Annotated in this window: 19 protein-coding genes; 2 read left to right on the top strand and 17 right to left on the bottom strand. The window is 67.1% G+C overall.

Annotated elements, in window-relative coordinates; translation table 11 throughout:
- Window positions 1-169: 169 nt before the first annotated feature.
- The 14 genes from tolB to ASG75_RS12515 form a co-directional block, all read right to left on the bottom strand.
- A complete protein-coding gene (gene tolB / locus ASG75_RS12580) occupies window positions 170-1,489 on the bottom strand; it encodes a Tol-Pal system beta propeller repeat protein TolB (protein ID WP_056390642.1) in 1,320 nt (439 codons plus the stop codon).
- An 8-nt stretch (window positions 1,490-1,497) separates the two neighbouring features.
- Complete coding sequence (gene tolA / locus ASG75_RS12575) at window positions 1,498-2,442, bottom strand: cell envelope integrity protein TolA (RefSeq protein ID WP_056389911.1); 945 nt, start codon at window positions 2,440-2,442, stop codon at window positions 1,498-1,500.
- Window positions 2,429-2,881, bottom strand: a complete 453-nt coding sequence (tolR, locus tag ASG75_RS12570; protein ID WP_056389908.1) for a protein TolR — start codon at window positions 2,879-2,881, stop codon at window positions 2,429-2,431. The genes tolA and tolR overlap by 14 nt, the downstream gene beginning before the upstream one ends.
- 13 nt (window positions 2,882-2,894) lie before the next feature.
- Window positions 2,895-3,581 carry a protein TolQ gene (tolQ, locus tag ASG75_RS12565; protein WP_056389906.1) on the bottom strand — a complete coding sequence of 229 codons (687 nt, stop codon included), beginning with the start codon at window positions 3,579-3,581 and terminating at the stop codon, window positions 2,895-2,897.
- Between the two features lie 34 nt (window positions 3,582-3,615).
- Window positions 3,616-4,035 carry a tol-pal system-associated acyl-CoA thioesterase gene (gene ybgC / locus ASG75_RS12560; protein ID WP_056389902.1) on the bottom strand — a complete coding sequence of 140 codons (420 nt, stop codon included), beginning with the start codon at window positions 4,033-4,035 and terminating at the stop codon, window positions 3,616-3,618.
- The gene (gene ruvB / locus ASG75_RS12555) at window positions 4,028-5,077 is read right to left on the bottom strand and encodes a Holliday junction branch migration DNA helicase RuvB (protein ID WP_056389899.1); all 1,050 of its coding nucleotides are present in this window, start codon (window positions 5,075-5,077) and stop codon (window positions 4,028-4,030) included. The genes ybgC and ruvB overlap by 8 nt, the downstream gene beginning before the upstream one ends.
- A gap of 212 nt (window positions 5,078-5,289) precedes the next feature.
- Window positions 5,290-7,176, bottom strand: coding sequence for a potassium transporter Kup (locus tag ASG75_RS12550; protein WP_200935707.1), 1,887 nt, complete (start codon window positions 7,174-7,176; stop codon window positions 5,290-5,292).
- A 17-nt stretch (window positions 7,177-7,193) separates the two neighbouring features.
- A complete protein-coding gene (gene ruvA, locus ASG75_RS12545; protein WP_056389892.1) occupies window positions 7,194-7,790 on the bottom strand; it encodes a Holliday junction branch migration protein RuvA in 597 nt (198 codons plus the stop codon).
- Window positions 7,791-7,827: 37 nt separating this feature from the next.
- Window positions 7,828-8,388 (bottom strand): crossover junction endodeoxyribonuclease RuvC, encoded by a 561-nt coding sequence (gene ruvC / locus ASG75_RS12540; protein WP_235580223.1) that lies wholly within the window; start codon window positions 8,386-8,388, stop codon window positions 7,828-7,830.
- A gap of 113 nt (window positions 8,389-8,501) precedes the next feature.
- A complete protein-coding gene (locus tag ASG75_RS12535; protein WP_056389889.1) occupies window positions 8,502-9,227 on the bottom strand; it encodes a YebC/PmpR family DNA-binding transcriptional regulator in 726 nt (241 codons plus the stop codon).
- A gap of 99 nt (window positions 9,228-9,326) precedes the next feature.
- Entirely contained in the window at window positions 9,327-9,962 is a 636-nt protein-coding gene (locus tag ASG75_RS12530) for an alpha/beta hydrolase (RefSeq protein ID WP_056389886.1), read from the bottom strand.
- 99 nt (window positions 9,963-10,061) lie between these two features.
- A complete protein-coding gene (gene aspS / locus ASG75_RS12525; RefSeq protein WP_056389884.1) occupies window positions 10,062-11,834 on the bottom strand; it encodes an aspartate--tRNA ligase in 1,773 nt (590 codons plus the stop codon).
- Window positions 11,835-11,944: 110 nt separating this feature from the next.
- Window positions 11,945-12,538: a DUF3011 domain-containing protein gene (locus tag ASG75_RS12520; RefSeq protein ID WP_056389880.1), complete on the bottom strand. Its 594-nt coding sequence runs from the start codon at window positions 12,536-12,538 to the stop codon at window positions 11,945-11,947.
- A gap of 91 nt (window positions 12,539-12,629) precedes the next feature.
- Complete coding sequence (locus ASG75_RS12515; protein ID WP_056389878.1) at window positions 12,630-12,920, bottom strand: zinc ribbon domain-containing protein; 291 nt, start codon at window positions 12,918-12,920, stop codon at window positions 12,630-12,632.
- Between the two features lie 284 nt (window positions 12,921-13,204).
- On the opposite strand from ASG75_RS12515, the gene ASG75_RS12510 reads away from it, so the two are divergent.
- Entirely contained in the window at window positions 13,205-15,577 is a 2,373-nt protein-coding gene (locus ASG75_RS12510) for a TonB-dependent receptor (RefSeq protein WP_056389875.1), read from the top strand.
- Between the two features lie 226 nt (window positions 15,578-15,803).
- On the opposite strand, the gene clpB is transcribed toward ASG75_RS12510, so the two are convergent.
- The 3 genes from clpB to rluD form a co-directional block, all read right to left on the bottom strand.
- Window positions 15,804-18,401, bottom strand: coding sequence for an ATP-dependent chaperone ClpB (gene clpB / locus ASG75_RS12505; protein WP_200935701.1), 2,598 nt, complete (start codon window positions 18,399-18,401; stop codon window positions 15,804-15,806).
- A gap of 127 nt (window positions 18,402-18,528) precedes the next feature.
- The gene (pgeF, locus tag ASG75_RS12500) at window positions 18,529-19,278 is read right to left on the bottom strand and encodes a peptidoglycan editing factor PgeF (RefSeq protein ID WP_056389867.1); all 750 of its coding nucleotides are present in this window, start codon (window positions 19,276-19,278) and stop codon (window positions 18,529-18,531) included.
- 71 nt (window positions 19,279-19,349) lie between these two features.
- Window positions 19,350-20,324, bottom strand: a complete 975-nt coding sequence (gene rluD, locus ASG75_RS12495) for a 23S rRNA pseudouridine(1911/1915/1917) synthase RluD (protein WP_056389864.1) — start codon at window positions 20,322-20,324, stop codon at window positions 19,350-19,352.
- A gap of 71 nt (window positions 20,325-20,395) precedes the next feature.
- On the opposite strand from rluD, the gene ASG75_RS12490 reads away from it, so the two are divergent.
- Window positions 20,396-21,262 (top strand): outer membrane protein assembly factor BamD, encoded by an 867-nt coding sequence (locus tag ASG75_RS12490; RefSeq protein ID WP_056390637.1) that lies wholly within the window; start codon window positions 20,396-20,398, stop codon window positions 21,260-21,262.
- Window positions 21,263-21,335: the final 73 nt, after the last annotated feature.

The raw sequence follows: 21,335 nt of genomic DNA, 5'->3' as shown, positions 1-21,335 counted from the left end.
GTTATTTTGACACTTGAAAGATCGACAGTGCGTGACGCTGCACGGTCGCTCTGACTGGCCATGACGCGGCAAGGCGCCACAGCCGGAAACCGAAACGCGCCGCAAAGGCGCTGTCCGGGCCCAGTCCCTGGGCATTATGCTGCCGCACTTGCGTGCAGCAGCATGAAAATCAACGTTGCCGGTATGGCCCCCAGGCGGGTTCGCGCACGTCGCCATCGGAAAGTACGAGGCGCTGGCGGACCAGACCGTCAGCCGATACGGCGTACAACACGCCGCGACGTCCTTCAGTAGCGGCATACAGCAGCATGCTGGCATTCGGAGCAAAACTCGGGGACTCGTCGATCGGGCCCGGCGAGAGAGGACGCACCTGGTCACCCAGACTGCGATCCATGATGACAATACGATACACGTTCCCGTTGCCCTGCACCATCGCGATCTGCTTGCCGTCGTAGCTCACCGAGGCGTTCGCGTTGTTCTGGCCCTGGAAACTGATCCGCTGCGGCGTGCCGCCGCTGGCCGGAACCTGGTAGATCTGCGGCCGGCCGGAACGGTCGGAGGTGAAATAGATGCTCTGCCCGTCAGGCGCCCAGACCGGCTCGGTGTCGATCGCCAGGCTGTTGGTCAGCCGGGTTTCGTGGCGGCTGGCCAGGTCCAGCACGAACAATTCGAGGTTGCCGACGTAGGACAGCGCCACCGCCAGCTTGCTGCCGTCCGGCGACCATGCCGGCGCGCCGTTGATGCCCCTGGCATGGGCGGCCACCAGTTGGCGCGAACCGGTGGTGATGTCCTGCACGTAGATCGACGAATTGCCGCTCTCGAACGAGACGTAGGCGATCTTGCGGCCATCCGGCGACCATGACGGCGACAGCAGCGACTCCTTCGAGCGCGCCACCACCTGCGGGTTGTAGCCGTCCGAATCGGCCACGATCAGCGAATAGGTGGTGTTGTTGCCCAGGCCGACCGCGGTGATGTAGGCGATGCGGGTCCAGAAGGCGCCGCGCACGCCGGTGATCTTCTCGTAGACGATGTCCGCGATCTGGTGCGCCACGCCGCGCAGGTCGCCCACCGGTGCCGGCGGCATCTGCTGGTGCAGCAGGCTCTGCTGCTTGTTGACGTCCCACAGCTCGTACTCGACCTGCACCATGCCGTTGCCGGCATCCCGGACGTTGCCGACCACGATGTAGTCCTGCTTCAGCAGGCGCCAGGTGGCGAACTTGATGTCCGACCCCTTGGACGGGAACTCCACGATGTCGCTCTTGGCCAGCGAACGGAACTTGCCGGAACGGTTGAAATCGTTGCGCATCACGTCGGCGATGTCGGTCGACAACGGCGCCCCGCCGGCCTGCGCGAACGGCACCACCACGATCGGGGTGGCGGTCTTGACGCCGCCGACGATGTCGACATTCAACGATTGGGCGGCGGCAGGGCCGGCGAACAACGCCATCGCGGCCAGCAGGATGACGGCGAAGCTTGAGCTGAATTTGCGCATGGGCTTGATCATTGCGGCCTGAATGTGAAGGTGAGGTTGCGCTGGAACACGCTTTCAAAGCCCTTGTAGGGCAAGGTCTTGGTGCGCAGTACCGCATTCTCGACCGAACGCCGGCCAGCATCGTCGTACGGGCAGCTGGAATCGACGGTGGCACTCATCACGTCACCGCCGGGCGACTGCACGATATGAACCTGGCACGGAACTGCCGGTATGTTATCCGGCCTTAACCAGTTCGGCGTGACCGCATTCTGAATGGCCGCCGCGTATTCGTCGGCGAGGTTGCTGTTCTGGCTGTTGTTGCCGGTCTGGCGCTGCGCCGCGGCCGGCAGGTCGGGCTGACCGTCGTCCTGCGCGTTCTTCAGGTCCTCCAACTGCTGCTTGGCCTGCTTCGCCTTGTTGTCCAGCTGCTTGGTCTGGGCCGAGGCGGCGTCCATCTTGGCGAACAGCTCGTCGAGCTTCTTCTTCTGTTCCGCCTTCTTCTTGGCCGCTTCCGCATCCAGTTCGGACTGGCGCTGGCGCTCCTTCTCTTCCTGCAGCTGTTTGGCCTCTTCGGCCTTCTGCGCGGCATCCTCGACCACGCGCTCCTGGTCTTTCACGTCGACGTGCTTGGGCGGCGGCGGCAGCGCGCTCACCGGCGGCGTCTCGGGCGGCGGCGGGGTCGGCGGCGGCACGGTCGGCGGCGGCGGGGTGGAATTGGGCACCGGCTTGACCTTCACCGCCTTCGGCGGCGGGCTGCCGGTGGGGCCGATCAGGGTCGCCTCGATGATCTGGCCCTGCAGCTCCAGCGGCTTCGCGCAGGTGATCGGGTTCATCCACGCCGGCAGATGCAGCGCGTTGAACACGTTCTCGTAGGTCGAACACGGCAGCACCGCGAGGAACAAGAACCCCACGATGCCGATGTGCAGGATGGCGGAAAGTACGACCGCCTTCGGCGTCGCCTTACTTTCGTCCATTGGACGTGCTCTTGCCCTGCACGGGCTGGGCCATCAGGCCCACCTTGGCCACGCCGGCCTGCTGCAGGTCGGCCAAAACCTCGACTACCCCGCCGTAATGGCCTTGATCGTCGCCGGCCACCAGCACGTTGACGTCCGGATTCTGGCGCACGAACGCACCCACCTTGGCCTGCAGGGCAGCGGCGTCCAGCAGTTCCTTCTCGGTACCGGGCAAGGTCAGGAACAGCTGACCGTCCTGCTTCACGGTGACGATGACCGGATCCTTCTTCTGCTGCAGCGACTTGGCGTCGGCCTGCGGCAGGTTCACATCGACATTGGATTTCATCATCGGCGTGGTGACCATGAAGATGATCAGCAGCACCAGCATCACGTCGATGTACGGCACCACGTTGATTTCGGATTTGAGCTTGTAGCGCCGCTGGCGCCCGGAGGTTCGCATGGCTGCTCTCCGCTCAGGCGACGTCGTCGGTCTGGATCTGCCGCTGCAGCACGGAGGAGAACTCCTCCTGGAACACGTCGTAGCGCGACGCGATGCGCTCGACCTTGGTGGCGTAGCGGTTGTACGCCCACTGCGCCGGGATCGCCGCGAACAGACCCATCGCGGTGGCGATCAGCGCCTCGGAGATGTGCGGCGCGACCACCGCGATGGTGACGTCCTTCATGTCGCCCAAGCCCTGGAACGCACCCATGATGCCCCACACGGTGCCGAACAGGCCCACGTACGGGCTGATCGAGCCGACGTTGGCGAGAAATTCCAGGTTGCGCTCGAGCAGGCCGATCTCGCGCGTGCCGGCGACCTGCATGGCGCGTTCGGAACCCTCGATCACGCTGCGCGTGTCGTGGGTCTTGCGCTGGCGCTGGCGCGCGAACTCGCGGAAGCCCGACTCGAAGATGTTCTCGATGCCGCCGGTGCCGCCGTTGCGGTTGCTGACTTCGCGGAACAGCTGGGCCAGGTCGCCGCCGGACCAGAAGCGCTCCTCGAACTCCTCGGCGTTTTCCATCGCCGCCTTGGTCTGCGAGTACTTGCGGATGATGATCACCCACGACAGGAACGAGAACACCAGCAGGATCAGCAGCACCAGCTTTACCGGCACGCTCGAATCCGCGACCAGCGAAAATACATTCAGTCCACCGTTCATTGCTTGCAGGTTCTCCGCCAGTCGGCTTGGTTGTCTAGGGTGCGGGTTGCGGGATCAGGTCGGCCGGTATCGGGGCCGGCCGCATGCGCCCGAGGTCCACGCAGGCCACCCGGACGCTTGCGCGGATCAGGCAACTGCCGTCCGTCTTCGTGATCGTCTGGGCGAACAGGATACTGGCTGCGCGCCGTTCTTTGACTTCGACCGTTACCGACAGTTCATCATCCAGCAGGGCTGGCTTGAGGAAGTCGATGTGCATGTCGCGCACCATGAAGGCCAGCCCGGTGGCCTGCTTGAACGCCATCTGGTCGACGCCGAGCGCGCGCATCCACTCGCTGCGGGCGCGCTCCATGAAGCGCAGGTAGCCGGCGTGATAGACCACGCCGCCGGCGTCGGTGTCTTCCCAGTAGACCCGTACCTTCCAGCTGAAGGGCGGCGTGGGAGCGGATTCAGGCATCGTCGGTTCCGGCATCGAACAGGTCGGCGGGCTGCGCCAGCCGTGGCGGCGGGGTCAGCCCCAGATGGCGCCAGCCCTTGGCGCTGACCATGCGGCCGCGGGCGGTGCGCACCAGGTAACCCTGCTGGATCAAGTACGGCTCGACCACGTCTTCCAGCGTGCCGCGATCCTCGCTCAGCGCGGCGGCCAGCGATTCCACCCCGACCGGGCCGCCGTCGAAGTTCTCGATGATCAGGCCGAGCAGGCGCCGGTCCAGCTCGTCGAAACCTTCCGGGTCGATCTTCAGCATGTCCAGCGCGGCACGGGCCGCCGCCAGCGTGATCTCGCCGCCGGCGCGCACCTCGGCGTAGTCGCGCACCCGGCGCAGCAGGCGGTTGGCGATGCGCGGCGTGCCGCGCGAGCGGCGGGCGATTTCCTGCGCCCCTTCCGGCGCGCAGACGATGCCGAGGATCTTCGCGGCACGGCGCACGATCGCGGTGAGCTCGTCGGCGGTATAGAACTCCAGCCGCTGCACGATGCCGAAGCGGTCGCGCAACGGCGCGGTGAGCATGCCGGCGCGGGTGGTCGCGCCGATCAGGGTGAACGGCGGCAGGTCCAGCTTGATCGAGCGCGCGGCCGGGCCTTCGCCGATCATGATGTCGATCTGGAAGTCTTCCATCGCCGGATACAGCACCTCCTCGACGATCGGCGACAGGCGATGGATCTCGTCGACGAACAGCACGTCGTTCGCTTCCAGGTTGGTCAGCAGCGCGGCGAGGTCGCCGGCGCGCTCCAGCACCGGGCCGGAGGTGGAGCGCAGGTTGACCCCCAGTTCGTTCGCGATGACGTGGCTGAGCGTGGTCTTGCCCAGGCCCGGCGGCCCGAAGATCAGCACGTGGTCCAGCGCCCCGCCGCGCTTCCTGGCCGCCTCGATATAGATCGACAGCTGCTCGCGCACCGCCTGCTGGCCGAGGTACTCGGCCAGCCGCTTCGGCCGGATGGTGGCTTCCAGCGCCTCGTCGTCGAGCTGGGCGGCGGCGGTGATGATGCGGGCTTCGGTCATGCCGGCATTATGGCGGCTCACGCGTGGGAAAAGGAGCGGGAATCACCAGCAAAGGCAGCCGTCCCCTCTGTGCCAAGAAAGTGCTTTCCTGCACTTTCCTGGCTCSCCTGATCGGGCGATGCCCGACCAGGCTCCGCGGGCTGATCGCCAAGGCGGTCAGCCCGCGTGCGATCCATCCATGGATCGCGGTGGAGATCTGATCCGCTCGCGGATCAAATCTCCACTTGCGCGCCCAGCTCGATCAGCCGGTTGCCGGGGATCTGGAAGAACGCGGTGGCCGGCATCGCGTTGCGCGACAGGAACGCAAACAGCTTGTCGCGCCACAGCGCCATGCCGGGGCGGCGCGCGTCGGCCACGATGGTTTCGCGCGACAGGAAGAAGGTGGTATCCATCATGTCGAAGCCGAGGCCCTCGCGCGTGCATTGGGTGAGCGCCAGCGGGATGTTCGGGTCCTCGGCGAAACCGAAGCGCAGCTCCAGCCCGAAGAAGTTGCCGGCCATCGGGGTGATCGCGATGCGCTCGTCGGCCTCGGCCACCGGCGTTTCCAGCGTCTCCACCGTCAGCAGCACGTTGCGTTCGTGCAGCACCTTGTTGTGCTTGAGGTTGTGCAGCAGCGCATGCGGCACGGCGTGCTGGTTCGCGGTGAGGAAGATCGCCGTGCCCGGCACGCGCAGCGGCGGGTGCTCGGCGATGTTCTCGATGAACGGCGCCAGCGCCAGCCCGCCCTGCTTGATCTCGCGCACTACCAGCTCGCGGCCGCGGCGCCAGGTCGTCATCACGCTGAACAGCACCACGCCCAGCACCAGCGGGAACCAGCCGCCGTGCGCCACCTTCAGCAGGTTCGCGCCGAAGAACGACAGGTCGATGATCAGGAACAGTACGCCGACCAGCACCACCGTCAGCCAGCTCCAGTTCCAGCGCTTGCGCGCCACCACCAGCGCCAGCAGGGTGGTCATGGTCATGGTGCCGGTCACCGCGATGCCGTAGGCGGCGCCCAGGTTGTCGGAGCTGCGGAAGCCGAGTACCGCCAGGATCACCAGCACCATCAGCATGCGGTTGACCCACGGCACGAAAATTTGCCCGGACATCTCGCGCGAGGTATGCACCACCGCCAGCCGCGGCGAATAGCCCAGCGACATCGCCTCGCGGGTCATCGAGAACGCGCCGGAAATCACCGCCTGCGACGCGATCACCGCCGCCGCCGCCGACAGCACGATCATCGGATACAGCAGCGACGGCGGCACCATCAGGTAGAACGGGCTGGAGATCGCCAGCGGGTCGCCCAGCAACAGCGCGCCCTGGCCGAAATAGTTGAGCAGCAGCGCCGGCAGCACGAAGCCGAACCAGGCCAGCCGGATGGGTTTCTTGCCGAAGTGGCCCATGTCGGCGTACAGCGCCTCGGCGCCGGTCAACGCCAGCACCACGCCGCCGAGCGCGATGAACGAGGTATCGCCGTGGCTGACGAAGAAGCGCACCGCATGCAGCGGGTTGACCGCATAAAGCACCTGCGGATTGGCGATGATCTGGCGCACGCCGAGCACCGCCAGCACCACGAACCACAGCGTCATCACCGGCGCGAACGCCTTGCCGACCTTGTGCGTGCCGTGCCGCTGCACCGCGAACATGCCCAGCAGGATCGCCAGCGCGATCCACACCACGTACTTGCCCAGGCCGGGCGCGGCTACCTGCAGGCCCTCGACCGCGCCGAGCACCGAGATCGCCGGGGTGATCACGCCGTCGCCGTAGAACAGCGCCGCGCCGAAGATACCGAAGCCGGCCAGCACCCAGCGCGCGCGCGCCGAGCCGCTCATCGAGCGCTGGGCCAGCGCCATCAGCGCCATGATGCCGCCCTCGCCCTTGTTGTCCGCGCGCATCACGAAGGTGACGTATTTCAGCGACACCACCATGATCAGCGCCCAGAACACCAGCGACAGCACGCCCAGCACCGCCGGCTCGGTCGGCGTCATGCCGTGCGTGCCGAGGGTTTCCTTCATGGTGTACAGCGGGCTGGTGCCGATGTCGCCGAACACCACGCCGATCGCACCCAGCGCCAGCGTCCGCAACCGGCGCCGGTTCTCGGCCGGCGATTCGCCCTGCATGGTCTGCTGTCCCACGATCAGCTCCCGAGCGCCGCGCGCAGGGCCTTGCGGATGATCGCTTCGGCGTCGTCGCCCTCGGCGGCGACCTTCTGCACCAGCCGGCTCACCTCGACTGGCTTGTAGCCCAGCTGCTGCAGCGCCACGGTGGCTTCGCCGGCGGCATCCAGCGGCGCGCCGGCCGCATGCAGCGCGGCGCCGGGCATGCCGGACAGGCCATCGAGACGATCGCGCAGCTCCACCACGATGCGCTCGGCGGTCTTCTTGCCGATGCCGGGGACCTTGGTCAGCGCGACCACGTCGCCGGCATGCACCAGCCGCGCGAAGTGATCGGTGGACACGCCGGACAGCACTGCCAGCGCGATCTTCGCGCCGATCCCGCTGACCTTCAGCAGGTTGCGGAACAGCGTGCGTTCGCTCTCATGCAGGAAACCGTACAGCGTGATGCTGTCTTCCTTCACCGCGTGATGGATGAGCAGGGTCACTTCCTTGCCGAGGCCCGGCAAGTCGTAGATCGTCGACATCGGCGCCTCGACCTCGTAGCCGACGCCACCGACCTCGACCAGCAGCGACGGCGGCTGCTTGCTTATCAGGATGCCGCGCAGACGTCCGATCATCGGCGTCGCCTCCCTGCCTTGTTCATCGCCGACGCCCTCACCGGCGTCGCCTCCAGGCCGTGCGCGGAATGCCGACGCGGGCCAGGCTGGCGCGGGTGTGCGCATGCGTCACCGCCACCGCCAGCGCATCGGCGGCATCGGCCTGCAGCGGCCCCTTGAGGCCGAGCAGCACGCCGATCATGTGCTGTACCTGGGTCTTGTCGCCGCGACCGCTGCCGACCACGGACTGCTTCACTTCGGTTGCTGCGTATTCGTGCACCACGATCCCCTGGCTGACCACCGCGCAAATCGCGGCGCCGCGCGCCTGTCCAAGCTTCAACGCCGAATCCGGATTGCGCGCCATGAACACGCGCTCGATCCCGCACTCGGCGGGCTGATGCGTGGCGATGATGTCACACAGTTCGTCAAAGATGCGTTTCAGGCGCAGCGGGAACGTGGCCTCGCCGGCCACCGCCAGCGCACCGTGAAAGACGTGGGTGAGCTTGCCCACCTCGTCCACGTCGATGATGCCCACGCCGGTACGCTGGCTGCCGGGATCGATGCCGATAATTCTGACGGCACGGGATTCGGGATTCGGGATTCGGGATTCGTCAGTCACAAGCGGGATTTCGCTTTTCCGTGCCCGCGGATATCGAGCTGCGGTCGGCCGATTGCAGTGCCGCGAATGTCGCGTGCTTGTGCATTACCGAATCCCCAATCCCGAATCCCGAATCACGTCGTCGGCAGCAAGGCGTTGTGTGACACCTCGCTCACGTCGTCCAGCGCGTCGAGCTTCTCGAGCAGGTCGAGCAGTTGCTCCAGCGCTTCCTCCGGCACTTCGACACGGTTGTTCGGGCGCATCACCACGCCGGCGTGCTGGGCGCTCAGCCCGGCCGCGATCAGCCCCTGCTGCACCGTTTCGAAACTCTCCGGCGTGCACAGCACGATGCTCTCGCCGTGCTCGTTGAGCACGTCGTCGGCGCCGGCTTCCAGCGCCGCTTCCAGCACCTTTTCCTCGGCCGCCGCGTCGCCGCCGGTGGCGAACACCAGTTCGCCGCAACGGGTGAACTGGAACGCCACCGAGCCCGAGGTGCCGAGGTTGCCGCCGTGCTTGGTCAGCGCGTAGCGCACGTCGGCCACGGTGCGGGTGGGATTGTCGGTGAAGCTTTCGATGATCAGCGCGATGCCGGCCGGGCCGTAGCCCTCGTAGCGCAGTTCCTGCATGTCGGCGCCGCCGTCGACACCGGAGCCGCGCTTGACCGCGCGATCGATGGTGTCGCGAGTCATGTTCGCCGACAGCGCCTTGTCGATCGCCGCGCGCAGGCGCGGGTTGCCGCCAGGGTCGGCCACCCCGGCGCGCGTGGCGACGGTGATCTCGCGGATCAGCTTGGTGAACACCTTGGCGCGCTTGGCGTCTTCGGCGTTCTTGCGACCTTCGATGGACGGGCCTCTACCCATGACGATTCCTGCGCGAAGCGATTGGACAAGCGGCCAATTTTACCTGAATTCGGCCGTCGTGCCGGCCGCATCGCCATCGCCGTACCGCGGCATGACGACTCAGCCGGGAGTTCCCGTGAACTGCCCATTCCGCAGGAATTCCGCCACCAGCCGCGCCACCTCATGCGAGAACAGCAGGCCGGTATGGTTCGCCTCGACCACGCAATGCGCGGCCAGCCCGGCCAGGCGGGTTTCCTCCACCGCCACGGTGCCGTCGTGCTCGCCGGCGAAATGGCCGAGCATGGCGCCCAGGCCGAGCGGCATGCGCCCGGCGATCACGCCGACCTCGCGCGGCCCGTCCCAGCGTTCGAAACCCTGCTGCAGCAATTCGCGGTTGTGCCCCAGCAGCACCTCGCCGCCACGCCCCCAGGCGGCGAAGCCGCGCGCAGCGGCGCTGCCTTTCAGCGGCGACCCCAGGCAAACGATGCGGCCCGGTGGCAGCTCGGCATCGAGACAAGCGCGCAAGGCCAGCAAGCCGCCGAGACTGTGGCCGACCAGGTGCACCGCATCGGCCTCCCCCGCCAGCGCGGCCATGCGCGCCTGCAGGCGGTCCAGGATGCGCTGCTGGGTGGCCGCCACGCTCAGGTAATCGAAGCGGTGCACGCGAAAACCCGCCTCGATCAGCCGGCGGTGCAGCATGGACAGCGCGAAACCGCGCATCCACAGGCCGTGCAGCAGGATCACGTGATCAGACATGAAGCAAATGACACCCGACGCGAAGTGGAAGAAACGGCAACGCCGCCGGCAACTGCCCGCGCACGGCCGATCCGGCGCCGACCCTGTCGGCGCGCGGGATCAGGCGCCCGGCACCTCGTCGCCCAGCACCCGCACGTGCAGTTCCTTCAGCTGTGCCGGAGCAATCGGCGACGGCGCGTCGGTCATCAGGTCTTGCGCGCTGGTGGTCTTGGGGAAGGCGATCACGTCGCGGATCGACTCGGTGCCGGCCATCAGCGCCGCGATGCGGTCGACGCCGAACGCCAGGCCGCCATGCGGCGGCGCGCCGAATTTCAGCGCCTTCAGCAGGAAGCCGAACTTCATCTCGGCCTCTTCCGCCCCGATGCCGAGCAAGTCGAACACCGTGCTCTGCATTTCCGGCCGATGGATGCGGATCGAGCCGCCGCCAATCTCGTTGCCGTTCAGCACCATGTCATAGCCGCGGCTCACCGCGTTGTGCGGATCGGCGCGCAGCTGCGCGGCGTCATCCACCTTCGGCGCGGTGAACGGATGATGCAAGGCCACGAAGCGCTGCGCCTCGTCGTCGTATTCGAACATCGGGAAGTCGGTGACCCACAGCGGTTTCCAGCTGTCCTCGACGAGGCCGCGGTCCTTGCCGACCTTCAGCCGCAGCGCACCCATGAAGTCGGTGACGGTCTTCCACGCACCGGCGCCGAAGAGCACGATGTCGCCGCTCTGCGCTGCAGTGGCCTTGAGCACGCCGTCCAGCGCCGCGTCGTCGAGGAACTTCGCCACCGGCGAGTTGATGCCCTCACGGCCTTTCGCCAGGTCCTCGACCTTCAGCCAGGCCAGACCCTTCGCACCGTAGCGCGAGGCGTATTCGGCGAGACCGTCGATGTCCTTGCGCGACAGCGTGCTGCCGCCCGGCACGCGCAGCGCGGCGACGCGGCCGGCCGCGTCGTTCGCCGGCTCGGCGAACACCTTGAACTCGATGTGCTTCACCGCGTCGGCGACGTCGACCAGCTCCAGCGCGATGCGCAGGTCGGGCTTGTCCGAACCGAAGCGACGCATCGCCTCAGCCCAAGTCATGCGCGGGAACGTGGCATCGAGTTCGACGCCCTGCACTTCCTTGAACACGTGGCGGATCAATTCCTCCACGAAGTCCTGCACGTCCTTCTCCTCGACGAAGGCGAACTCCAGGTCGAGCTGGGTGAATTCCGGCTGGCGGTCGGCGCGCAGGTCCTCGTCGCGGAAGCAGCGCGCGATCTGGTAGTAGCGGTCGAAGCCGGCCACCATCAGGATCTGCTTGAACAGCTGCGGCGACTGCGGCAACGCATAGAACTGGCCCGGATGCACGCGGCTGGGCACCAGGTAGTCGCGTGCGCCTTCGGGGGTGGCCTTGGTCAGGATCGGTGTTTCCACGTCCTGGAAGCCGCGCTCGTCCAGGTAACGACGCAGCGTCTGCACCAGCTTGATGCGCTTGCGCATCATCGCCTGCATCTCGGGGCGGCGCAGGTCGAGGTAGCGGTAGGTCATCCGCATGTCCTCGTTCGGGTTCTCGTGCAGCGCGAACGGCAGGTCCTTCGCGGCGTTGAGCACTTCCACCGTGTCGGCCACCAGTTCGATCGTGCCGGTCTTCAGCTTGTCGTTGACCGACACGCGCGGGCGGATCGTGCCGGTGACGCGCAGGCAGTATTCGTTGCCGATCTCGTTGGCGACGGCGAACGCCGCGGCGTTCTCCCGCTCGATCACCACCTGGGCCAGACCCTCGTGATCGCGCAGGTCGACGAAGGCGACGTGGGCCTGCAGGCGGATCTTGTTGACCCAGCCGCACAAGGTGACGGTCTGGCCGATCAGCGACTCATCGATGAGGCCGCAGTAATGCGTGCGCATGCGCTTGAAACTCCGGGCAGGCCGCAGGGCGGCCGAAACAGATGGAAAAGACCCGGAATGTTACCACCGCCGCGGCAGGCAGGGCTCCGGGCCGACCGGCCCGGAACCGCTCACCAGCGGCGATCGACCACGAACTGGCCGCGGCAGCCGTGGTTCACCCACACGCCGGCACGGTTCCAGCCCCAGCTGTAGCCCTCGCTGCAACGGGCATCGGACATCTGCCGCACCAGCCGCACGCGCCCACGGCGACCGACGTCGACCTGGCACATCTGGTAGCGCTTCTTGTTGCTGTCGCACTGCAGGCGGATCTGTCGATCCCAGCCCGGGCCCGGTTGCCAGCCGCCACGGCGATTGCCATCGTCGCGATCGCCGTAGCGGCTGTCATCGCCGTAGCCCGTGCGTTCGTCGCGATAGTCACCGCGGCCGGACGAGGCCGCGAACAGCCCGCGACAGCCGCGATCGACCCACAGGCCCTGGCGGTCCACGCCCCAGCTCTCCTCGCGGATGCAGGCGCCCTTCGATTCCTGCCGGACCAGCCGGGCGTCGCGCCACGGCACGGCGCAGCGGTTGAACTTGCCGTTGATGCTTTCGCAGCGGATCGACGCATCGCCCTGCCGGGACTGGGCATGGGATGCCGTCGGCAACGACAGCACGCCAAGCAGGGTCGCCGCGATGCCGAGCAGAAGTCTGGATGAAAGATGCATGTACCTGTCCCCCGGGAAGTTGCCGTCAACGCTATCGCAGAAAGACCAAACCCCGCTTGAACATCGCCCGTGCGGCGGCTTGCGCCGAGGGTCAGTCGCCGCTGGCCGGCTTGGCCGTGGGCGCCGGCGCTGTCGGCACGCTTGCGGCGGGCTTGGCGTCGGCACCGCCGCCATCGGCCAGGTTGTGCTTCTTCTCGCCGTTCTTCTTGAAATCGGTTTCGTACCAGCCGTTGCCGGCAAGCCGGAACGACGGCGCGCTGACCATCCGCCGCAGGTGCGGCGCATCGCAGGCGGGGCAAACGGTGGGATCGGTATCGGACAACTTCTGCAGGCGGTCGAAGCGATGACCGCAACTGCCGCATTCGAATTCGTAGATGGGCATGGAAACTCCGGGCACGCCGACCAACGTGGGGCCGGCAACACGCCATTATCGGGGTACGCGGACGGATTTCAACGTACCAGGCGTTGTCTGGCGATGATCGCCCCGCAGCAGTAGCCTGCAAACCGGGGGCGGACACGGTCCAGACTGCCAGCCTCATGCGCAATCAACAAATACTGTTTGGACATCTAGACTGATAGACGTCTATACGTCTATTGACGAAGCAATGGTACATCACTAGTCTGCAGTTGCTGCGCCGCAGCAACCCATGAACCTGGAGAGTTTCCATGAGCAAACGTTCCAACCCGATCGTTTCGGCATGGCTTCCCGCTGCGGTGCTGCTGGCCCTGGCCGGCAATGTCGCCGCGCAGGACGCCAGCCAGCCCACCCCGGCCAAGGCCAAGAACCTCGATTCCGTGGTGGTCACCGGCACGCGCGTATCCAACCGCACTGCCGGCGAGTCGCTGGCGCCGATCGACGTATTGAACCCCGCCGACCTGCAGAGCACCGGCACCACCGAGCTGGCCACGGCGCTGTCGCGGCTGCTGCCCTCGCTGAACTTCCCGCGCCCGTCGCTCACCGACGGCACCGACGGCTCGCGCCCGGCGCAGCTGCGCGGCCTGTCGCCCGACCAGGTGCTGGTGCTGGTGAACGGCAAGCGCCGCCACACCGGCGCCATCGTCAACCTCAACGGCACCCAGGGCCGCGGCTCCTCGCCGGTGGACCTCAACGCGATCCCGATCACCGCGGTCAAGCGCATCGAGGTGCTGCGCGACGGTGCCGCCGCGCAGTACGGTTCCGACGCGATCGCCGGCGTGATCAACATCGTGCTGAAGGATGGCGCCGACGGCGGCAGCGTGGCCGCCAGCGTGGGCCAGTACAGCGCCGGCGACGGCCTGCAGCGCGAAGGCAGCGGCGACATCGGCTTCCACCTCGGCCAAGACGGCTGGCTGCGCGTGGCCGCCGCCGTAGGCAAGGACGGCTACACCGACCGCGCCGGGCCGGACCTGCGCAATCCGGCCGACCCCAGCTATGCCCGCGTCAACCAGCGCTTCGGCGACCCCGAGGTCACCCACCAGTCGGTGTTCCTCAACAGCCAGTACGACCTGTCGTCGAACGTCAACGTCTATGCATTCGCGAACGCCAACAACCGCAACGCGGAGTCTGCCGGCTTCTACCGCCCTGGCCTGGACAGCCGCAATATCCAGGCGATCTACCCGGACGGCTTCCTGCCGCTGATCGCCACGGCATCGAAGGACCGCGCCTTCGTCGCCGGCATCCGCGGCACCACCGCGAACTACTGGCACTGGGATCTCAGCGGCAACTACGGCAAGAACAGCCTGCAGTTCGACGTCAACCACAGCCTCAACACCCAGCTCGGCCCGACCAGCCCCACCCACTTCTACGCCGGCAGGTTGAACAACACCGAGAAGCTGCTCAACGCGGATTTCTCGCGCGACTTCGACGTGAACGGCCTGGCCAGCCCGCTGACCCTGGCGTTCGGCGGGGAATACCGGCGCGAGAATTACGCCATCGACGCCGGCGATCCCACTTCCTATTTCGGCGGCGGCTCGCAGGTGTTCCCCGGCTTCCGTCCATCCGACGCCGGCGCGAACAGCCGCCACAGCCAGTCGGTATATGGCGAACTGGACGCGGACGTCACCCAGAAGCTGAGCGGCTCGGTGGCGGTGCGCCACGAGAAGTACAGCGACTTCGGCAACACCACCTCGGGCAAGCTGTCGGCACGCTATGCGTTCACCGACAAGGTCGCGCTGCGCGCCACCGCGTCGAACGGCTTCCGCGCCCCGTCGCTGGCCCAGCAGGACTACTCCACCACCTCGACCGTGTTCATCAGCAGCGTGCCGTACGAGGTGCGCACGTTCCCGGTGAACAGCCCGGTCGGGCGGGCGTTCGGCGCCGAGCCGCTGAAGGCGGAAAAGTCGGTCAACTACAGCCTCGGCCTGGTGCTGCAGCCCACCGACAGCACCGCGCTGACCGTCGACGCCTACCAGATCCGCATCGGCGACCGCATCGTGCTGTCGGAGAACCTCACCGGCACCGCAGTCACCAATTACCTCACCGCGCATGGCTTCCCCGGTGTCACCGGCGGCCGCTATTTCACCAACGCGGTGGACACGCGCACCCGCGGTGTCGACATCGTGGGCAGCTGGCGCACCGAGCTGGCCGGCGGCGGGCTCGACCTCACGCTGGGCTACAACTACAACAAGACCACCATCCTCAACACCCGCCCGAACCCGGCGATCCTGGCGCAGAACGGGCTCAACCTGCAGCGCATCGGCCGCGTGGAGACCGGCCGCATCACGATCGGCGCACCGCGCGACAAGCTCGCCCTCGGCGGCAACTGGACGCTCGGCCACTGGGGCCTGCGCTCGACGCTGTCGCGCTACGGCAAGTTCACCGTGCTGAACACCAACCCGGCCAACGACCAGACCTTCGCCGCGAAATGGGTGCTCGACCTGGCGACGGACTACACGCTGGACAACTGGACCTTCACCCTGGGCGCGGACAACGTGTTCAACGAATACCCGGACAAGGTGATCGCCGCGAACAGCACCTCGGGCATTCTGCCGTACAGCTCGACGTCGCCGTTCGGTTTCAACGGCGCCTACGTCTACGGCAAGGTGGCGTATCGCTGGTAGGCCCCCGCGACAGGAAGGAGAAAAGCCCCGGCCGGACCAGGGCTTTTCTTTGCAGGAGTTCTGGTGAGCACCGGCGGCACCCTCGTCCTCGACTGACCGCCTGCAGCGGAACCGTGCAGCGAACCGGGGGTGGGCTCCGGCGCCGCACGGCGTGGTGGACACGGCGCCCCCTTGTCTCTTCGCAGGCCGTGGGGCAGCTCTACGTTGCCCCGATCATCGGTCCGCTTCAGCCCTTGCGGAATACCAGCTGCCCGCCCTCGGCGGCAACCTCGACCGTGTCGCCGGACTGGAAGCGGCCTTCGAGAATCTGTCTGGCCAGCGGATTCTCCAGCTGCTGCTGGATCGCCCGCTTCAGCGGCCGCGCCCCGTACACCGGGTCGAAGCCGACGTTGCCGAGCAAGGCCAGCGCATCGTCGCTGACCTCCAGCTTCAGCTGGCGCTCGGCCAGGCGCTTCTCCAGGTAGGTCAGCTGGATCCGCGCGATCGCGCGGATCTGCGCCTTGTCCAGCGGACGGAACACCACCAGCTCATCCAGCCGGTTGATGAACTCGGGGCGGAAGTGCGCCTGCACCACGCCCATCACCGACGCCTTCATCTGGGTGTATTGCTCCTCCGCGTCGCCGCCTTCGCTGTTCTCGGCCGCGTCCTGGATCATCTGCGAGCCGAGGTTCGAGGTCATCACGATGACGGTGTTGCGGAAGTCCACGGTGCGGCCCTGGCCGTCGGTGAGGCGGCCGTCGTCGAGCACCTGCAGCAGGATGTTGAACACGTCCGGGTGCGCCTTCTCCACCTCGTCGAGCAGGATCACGCTGTACGGCCGGCGGCGCACCGCCTCGGTGAGATAGCCGCCTTCCTCGTAGCCCACGTAACCCGGCGGCGCGCCGACCAGACGCGAGACGGAGTGCTTCTCCATGAACTCGCTCATGTCGATACGCACCATCGCGTCGGTGGTGTCGAACATGAACTCGGCCAGCGCCTTGCACAGCTCGGTCTTGCCCACGCCTGTGGGGCCGAGGAACAGGAACGAGCCGTTCGGGCGGTTCGGATCGGACAGGCCCGCGCGCGAGCGGCGGATCGCGTCGGACACGGCGTGCACCGCCTCGTCCTGGCCGACCACGCGCTGGTGCAGTTCGTCCTCCATCTTGAGCAACTTGTCGCGCTCGCCTTCCAGCATCTTGCTGACCGGAATGCCGGTCCAGCGCGCGACCACCTCGGCGATTTCCTCCGCGGTGACGCGGGTCTGCACCAGCTTGAAGTCCTGCGTCTCGGCGGCCTGCGCCGCGGCGAGCTGTTTCTCCAGCGCCGGCAGCCGGCCGTACTGGATCTCGCTCATCTTCGCGTAGTCCTGCGCACGCTGAGCGGTATCCAGATCCTGCCGCGCCTGTTCGATCTGCTCCTTCACCCGGGTCGTGCCCTGCAGCGCGGCCTTCTCGGATTTCCAGATTTCGTTGAGGTCGGAAAACTCGCGCTCCAGCTTGCCGATGTCGGTTTCCAGGTCGGCCAGGCGCTGCTTCGACTCGCTGTCCTTCTCCTTCTTCAGCATCTCGCGCTGGATCTTCAGCTGGATCAGCCGGCGCTCCAGCCGGTCGAGTTCCTCCGGCTTGGAGTCGATCTCCATGCGGATGCGCGAAGCGGCCTCGTCCATCAGGTCGATCGCCTTGTCCGGCAGCTGGCGGTCGGCGATGTAGCGATGCGACAGCGTGGCCGCAGCGACGATCGCCGGGTCGGTGATCTCGACACCGTGGTGCACCGCGTAGCGTTCCTTCAGCCCGCGCAGGATCGCGATGGTGTCCTCCACCGAGGGCTCGCCCACGAACACCTTCTGGAAGCGCCGTTCCAGCGCGGCATCCTTCTCGATGTACTTGCGGTATTCGTCCAGCGTGGTGGCGCCGATGCAGTGCAGCTCGCCGCGCGCCAGCGCCGGCTTGAGCATGTTGCCGGCGTCCATCGCGCCGTCGGCCTTGCCGGCGCCGACCATGGTGTGCAGCTCGTCGATGAACAGGATCACCCGGCCTTCCTGCTTGGACAGGTCGCTGAGCACGGCCTTCAGCCGCTCCTCGAACTCGCCGCGGAATTTCGCCCCGGCGATCAGCGCGCCCATGTCCAGCGCCAGCACGCGACGGTCGCGCAGGCCCTCGGGCACTTCGCCCTTGATGATGCGCTGGGCCAGGCCCTCGACGATCGCGGTCTTGCCCACGCCGGGTTCGCCGATCAGCACGGGGTTGTTCTTGGTGCGCCGCTGCAGCACCTGGATGGTGCGGCGGATTTCCTCGTCGCGGCCGATCACCGGATCGAGCTTGTTGCGCTCGGCGCGCTCGGTCAGGTCGATGCAGTATTTTTCCAGTGCCTGGCGCTGTTCCTCGGCGTTCTCGCTCTGCACCTTCTCGCCGCCGCGCAGCTTCTCGATCGCTGCCTCGAGGTTCGGCTTGGTCGCGCCCGCCGCCTTCAATGCCGCGCCCAGCTCGCCCTTGTCGTCCAGCGCCGCCAGCACGAACAGCTCGCTGGCGATGAACTGGTCGCCGCGCTGCTGCGCCAGCTTGTCGGTGAGGTTGAGCAAGCGGTTGAGGTCGTTGCCCAGGTTGATGTTGCCTTCCTGCCCGCTGACCCGAGGCAACCGTTCCAGCATATCGTTGACGCGCTGGGTCAGCAGCGGCACGTTGACCTGCGCCTGGGTCAGCAGCGGCGCGGTCGAGCCGCCCTGCTGGCCGAGCAGCGCCGCCATCACGTGCACCGGTTCCAGCATGTTGTGGTCGCGGCCCACGGCCAGCGATTGCGCGTCGGCCAGCGCCTGCTGGAAACGCGAAGTGAGTTTGTCCATCCGCATCGAATGATCCCCCGCACGAGGTGAAAGGTTTCGGCGGACAGCTCCGCCACTGCCCGGTGAAATGCGGACAACGGAGGGCGATTCAAGCAACGCGGCATGACGACGGCGCGTCAAGACCGCGGTGGCGTCAGCTGTCGGCCAGCCAGATCAGGCTGGCGAAACGGCCGCTGCGGGCGCCGTCGCGGCGATAGGAGTAGAAACGCGCGTCGGCCAGCGTATCGAAGCCGCCACCATGGATGCGCCGCACGCCGGCCGCCTGCAGGCGGCGCCGCGCCAGCGTGGCCAGGTCGCACAACCAGTGCCCGGCCCGGGTCGCCGCGAAGCAGCCCGCGGCGCCGGCATCGGACGCCACGAAGGCGCTGTGCACCTCCTCGCCCACCTCGTACGAGGCCGCGCCGATGCACGGTCCCAGCCATGCCAGCAAGCGCGGCGGGGGTGTCTGCAGCTGGCTCAAGGTGGCTTCCAGCACGCCGCCGGCCAGGCCGCGCCAGCCGGCATGCGCCGCGCCGATCTCGCTGCCGTCGTCGGCACAGAACAGCACCGGCAGGCAGTCGGCGGTGAGGATCGAAAGCACCGTGCCGGGAATGTGCGACACCGCCGCATCCGCCTGCGGCTCGTCGGCACTGGGCAGCGGCCCCAGCTCGGCCACGTTGACGCCATGCACCTGGCGCAGCCAGCGCGGCGTGGACGGCAGACGCAGCGCCTGCTGCAGCGCGCTGCGGTTGGACAGGGCCGCGTCGATCGAATCGCCGTTGCGCAGGCCGAGGTTGAAACGATCGAACGGTGGCGCCGAGATGCCCGGCCCCAGGCGAGTGGTGATCGTCGCATGGACCCGTGACGGGGCCGGCCAGTCGGGGAAGATCCAGGTATCGGTCATTTTCTCGGGATTCGGGATTCGGGATTCGGGAAGCATCGCACATGCATCGGCGGCGCTCCCTGCGCTTGCCGTCAGTAGTGGTCCGAGCCGTGCTCGGCCAGGTCCGCCCGCAGCGCCTCGATCAGCGCCAGTTGATCGGCCGGCCGCTCGACGCCGAACGACAGCGCCTCGCCGGTGGCCGGATGGATGAACGACAGCTTCTCGGCATGCAGCGCCTGCCGGCGGAAACCGCGCAGCACGGCAACCAACTCCGCCGAGGCGCCCTTCGGCAGCTTCAGGCCGCCGCCGTACAGCGGGTCGCCGACCAGCGGATGGCCGGTATGCGCCAGGTGCACGCGGATCTGGTGGGTACGGCCGGTCTCCAGCTGGCACTGCAGCAGGCTGTGCGCCCGGAAACGCTCGCGCAGGCGGTAATGGGTCACCGCGCGCTTGCCGTCTTCCTCATCGCGCACCGCCTGGCGCAGGCGGTCGCCCATGCTGCGGCCGATCGGCGCATCCACCGTACCGCCGGCCACCATCGTGCCGAGCACCACCGCCTCGTACTGGCGTTCCACCTCGTGGCGCGACAGCAGGTCGACCAGCGCGGTGTACGTCGGCAGCGTCCGCGCCACCACCATCAGGCCGGAAGTGTCCTTGTCCAGCCGGTGCACGATGCCGGCCCGTGGCAGTTCGGCCAGTTTCGGGTCGTGGTGCAGCAGCGCATTCAGCAGGGTGCCGGCCGGATTGCCGGCGCCGGGGTGGACCACCAGCCCGGCCGGCTTGTCCAATACCAGCAGGTGCGCGTCCTCGTGCACGATGGTCAACGCGATGTCCTCCGGCGCGCTGGACACCTCGTTTTCCAGCTCGACCTGCAGGCATACCTGCTCGCCGCCCCGCAGCAGCTGCCGCGGCGGCGCCTGCTCGCCGTCCAGGGTCACCGCGCCGGACTTGATCCAGCCGCTGAGCCGCGAACGCGAATAATCGGGGAACATCTCGGCCAGAGCCTGGTCGAACCTGCGTCCCGCCGCGCCCCGCGGTACCTCCGCTTCGTGCCGGATCGTGGTCATGCCGGCCTCCACGGGCTGTGGCCGGTTTCGGCTATCATGCCTTTTCGCTCAAACATCTGAATTCTTTCCTTATGCGCCCAACAATCGACTCGCCCAAGCTGCCGATGTCCAAATTGCCCGTTCTGAAAGTGCTTGTGGTGCTCGCGCTCGTCGTGTCGATGAGCGCATGTTCGATGTTCAAGTCGAAACGCGACTCCATCGACACGATGCCGCTGGTCGCGCTGTACGACAACGCGCACGCCTCGCTGCAAAACGCCGACTACGCCGCCGCCGCCAAGGCCTACCAGCGCCTGATCGCGCGCTTCCCGTCGGGCGAATACAACGAGCAGGCCCAACTCGAACTGACCTACGCGCAGTACAAGGACAACCAGCCGGATGATGCCTTGTCGACCGTGAACCGCTTCATCAAGACGTATCCGACCAACAAGCATGTCGATTATGCCTATTACCTGCGCGGCCTGATCAATTTTGATCGCACCAGCGGCGTGATCGAGCGCTATATCAACCGCGAAGGCTCGCAGGCGCGGCGCGACCAGGGCTACAACCTGCAGTCGTTCGACGACTTCTCCGAGCTGTCGCGGCGCTTCCCGGACAGTGCCTACACCGCCGACGCGCGCCAGCGCATGATCTACCTGCGCAACATCCTGGCCCAGTACGAGATCAACGTGGCCGAGTTCTACCTGCGCAACAAGGCCTACATCGCCGCTGCCGATCGCGCGCAGTACGTGATCGAGCACTACCAGCAGGCCCCGCAGGCCGGCGACGCGCTGGCCATCCTCACCCGCAGCTACCTGGCGCTGGACCAGAAGAACCTGGCCGACCAGAGCCGCCAGGTGCTGGCGCTGAACTACCCGAACCACCCGTACCTGACCGACGTCAAGTGGCCGCGTGCGCCCTCCACGCTGCGCAAGCTGGTGCCGTTCTCGGGGCATCACTGAGGCGGGGCGCGTAAGCGCCTCTCCGGGATTCGGGATTTGGGATTTGGGATTCGGAAAAGCCGGATCCCGCGCT

Origin of the sequence: Rhodanobacter sp. Soil772 (assembly GCF_001428385.1) — a bacterium.
In the GTDB taxonomy this organism is placed as follows: domain Bacteria; phylum Pseudomonadota; class Gammaproteobacteria; order Xanthomonadales; family Rhodanobacteraceae; genus Rhodanobacter.
The sequence above is the reverse complement of the archived record's forward strand: the minus strand, read 5'-3'. Positions and strand labels throughout refer to the sequence as shown.

Excerpts from the sequence above, each read along its gene's own strand:
- rluD (WP_056389864.1), bottom strand. The coding sequence starts at position 20,324 with ATGACCACGATCCGGCACGAAGCGGAGGTACCGCGGGGCGCGGCGGGA.
- tolQ (WP_056389906.1), bottom strand. The coding sequence starts at position 3,581 with ATGAACGGTGGACTGAATGTATTTTCGCTGGTCGCGGATTCGAGCGTG.
- ruvB (WP_056389899.1), bottom strand. The coding sequence starts at position 5,077 with ATGACCGAAGCCCGCATCATCACCGCCGCCGCCCAGCTCGACGACGAG.
- tolR (WP_056389908.1), bottom strand. The coding sequence starts at position 2,881 with ATGCGAACCTCCGGGCGCCAGCGGCGCTACAAGCTCAAATCCGAAATC.
- ASG75_RS12510 (WP_056389875.1), top strand. The coding sequence starts at position 13,205 with ATGAGCAAACGTTCCAACCCGATCGTTTCGGCATGGCTTCCCGCTGCG.
- clpB (WP_200935701.1), bottom strand. The coding sequence starts at position 18,401 with ATGCGGATGGACAAACTCACTTCGCGTTTCCAGCAGGCGCTGGCCGAC.
- tolB (WP_056390642.1), bottom strand. The coding sequence starts at position 1,489 with ATGCGCAAATTCAGCTCAAGCTTCGCCGTCATCCTGCTGGCCGCGATG.
- ybgC (WP_056389902.1), bottom strand. The coding sequence starts at position 4,035 with ATGCCTGAATCCGCTCCCACGCCGCCCTTCAGCTGGAAGGTACGGGTC.
- ASG75_RS12520 (WP_056389880.1), bottom strand. The coding sequence starts at position 12,538 with ATGCATCTTTCATCCAGACTTCTGCTCGGCATCGCGGCGACCCTGCTT.
- ASG75_RS12535 (WP_056389889.1), bottom strand. The coding sequence starts at position 9,227 with ATGGGTAGAGGCCCGTCCATCGAAGGTCGCAAGAACGCCGAAGACGCC.
- ASG75_RS12550 (WP_200935707.1), bottom strand. The coding sequence starts at position 7,176 with ATGCAGGGCGAATCGCCGGCCGAGAACCGGCGCCGGTTGCGGACGCTG.
- ASG75_RS12490 (WP_056390637.1), top strand. The coding sequence starts at position 20,396 with ATGCGCCCAACAATCGACTCGCCCAAGCTGCCGATGTCCAAATTGCCC.
- tolA (WP_056389911.1), bottom strand. The coding sequence starts at position 2,442 with ATGGACGAAAGTAAGGCGACGCCGAAGGCGGTCGTACTTTCCGCCATC.
- ASG75_RS12515 (WP_056389878.1), bottom strand. The coding sequence starts at position 12,920 with ATGCCCATCTACGAATTCGAATGCGGCAGTTGCGGTCATCGCTTCGAC.
- ruvA (WP_056389892.1), bottom strand. The coding sequence starts at position 7,790 with ATGATCGGACGTCTGCGCGGCATCCTGATAAGCAAGCAGCCGCCGTCG.
- pgeF (WP_056389867.1), bottom strand. The coding sequence starts at position 19,278 with ATGACCGATACCTGGATCTTCCCCGACTGGCCGGCCCCGTCACGGGTC.
- ASG75_RS12530 (WP_056389886.1), bottom strand. The coding sequence starts at position 9,962 with ATGTCTGATCACGTGATCCTGCTGCACGGCCTGTGGATGCGCGGTTTC.
- aspS (WP_056389884.1), bottom strand. The coding sequence starts at position 11,834 with ATGCGCACGCATTACTGCGGCCTCATCGATGAGTCGCTGATCGGCCAG.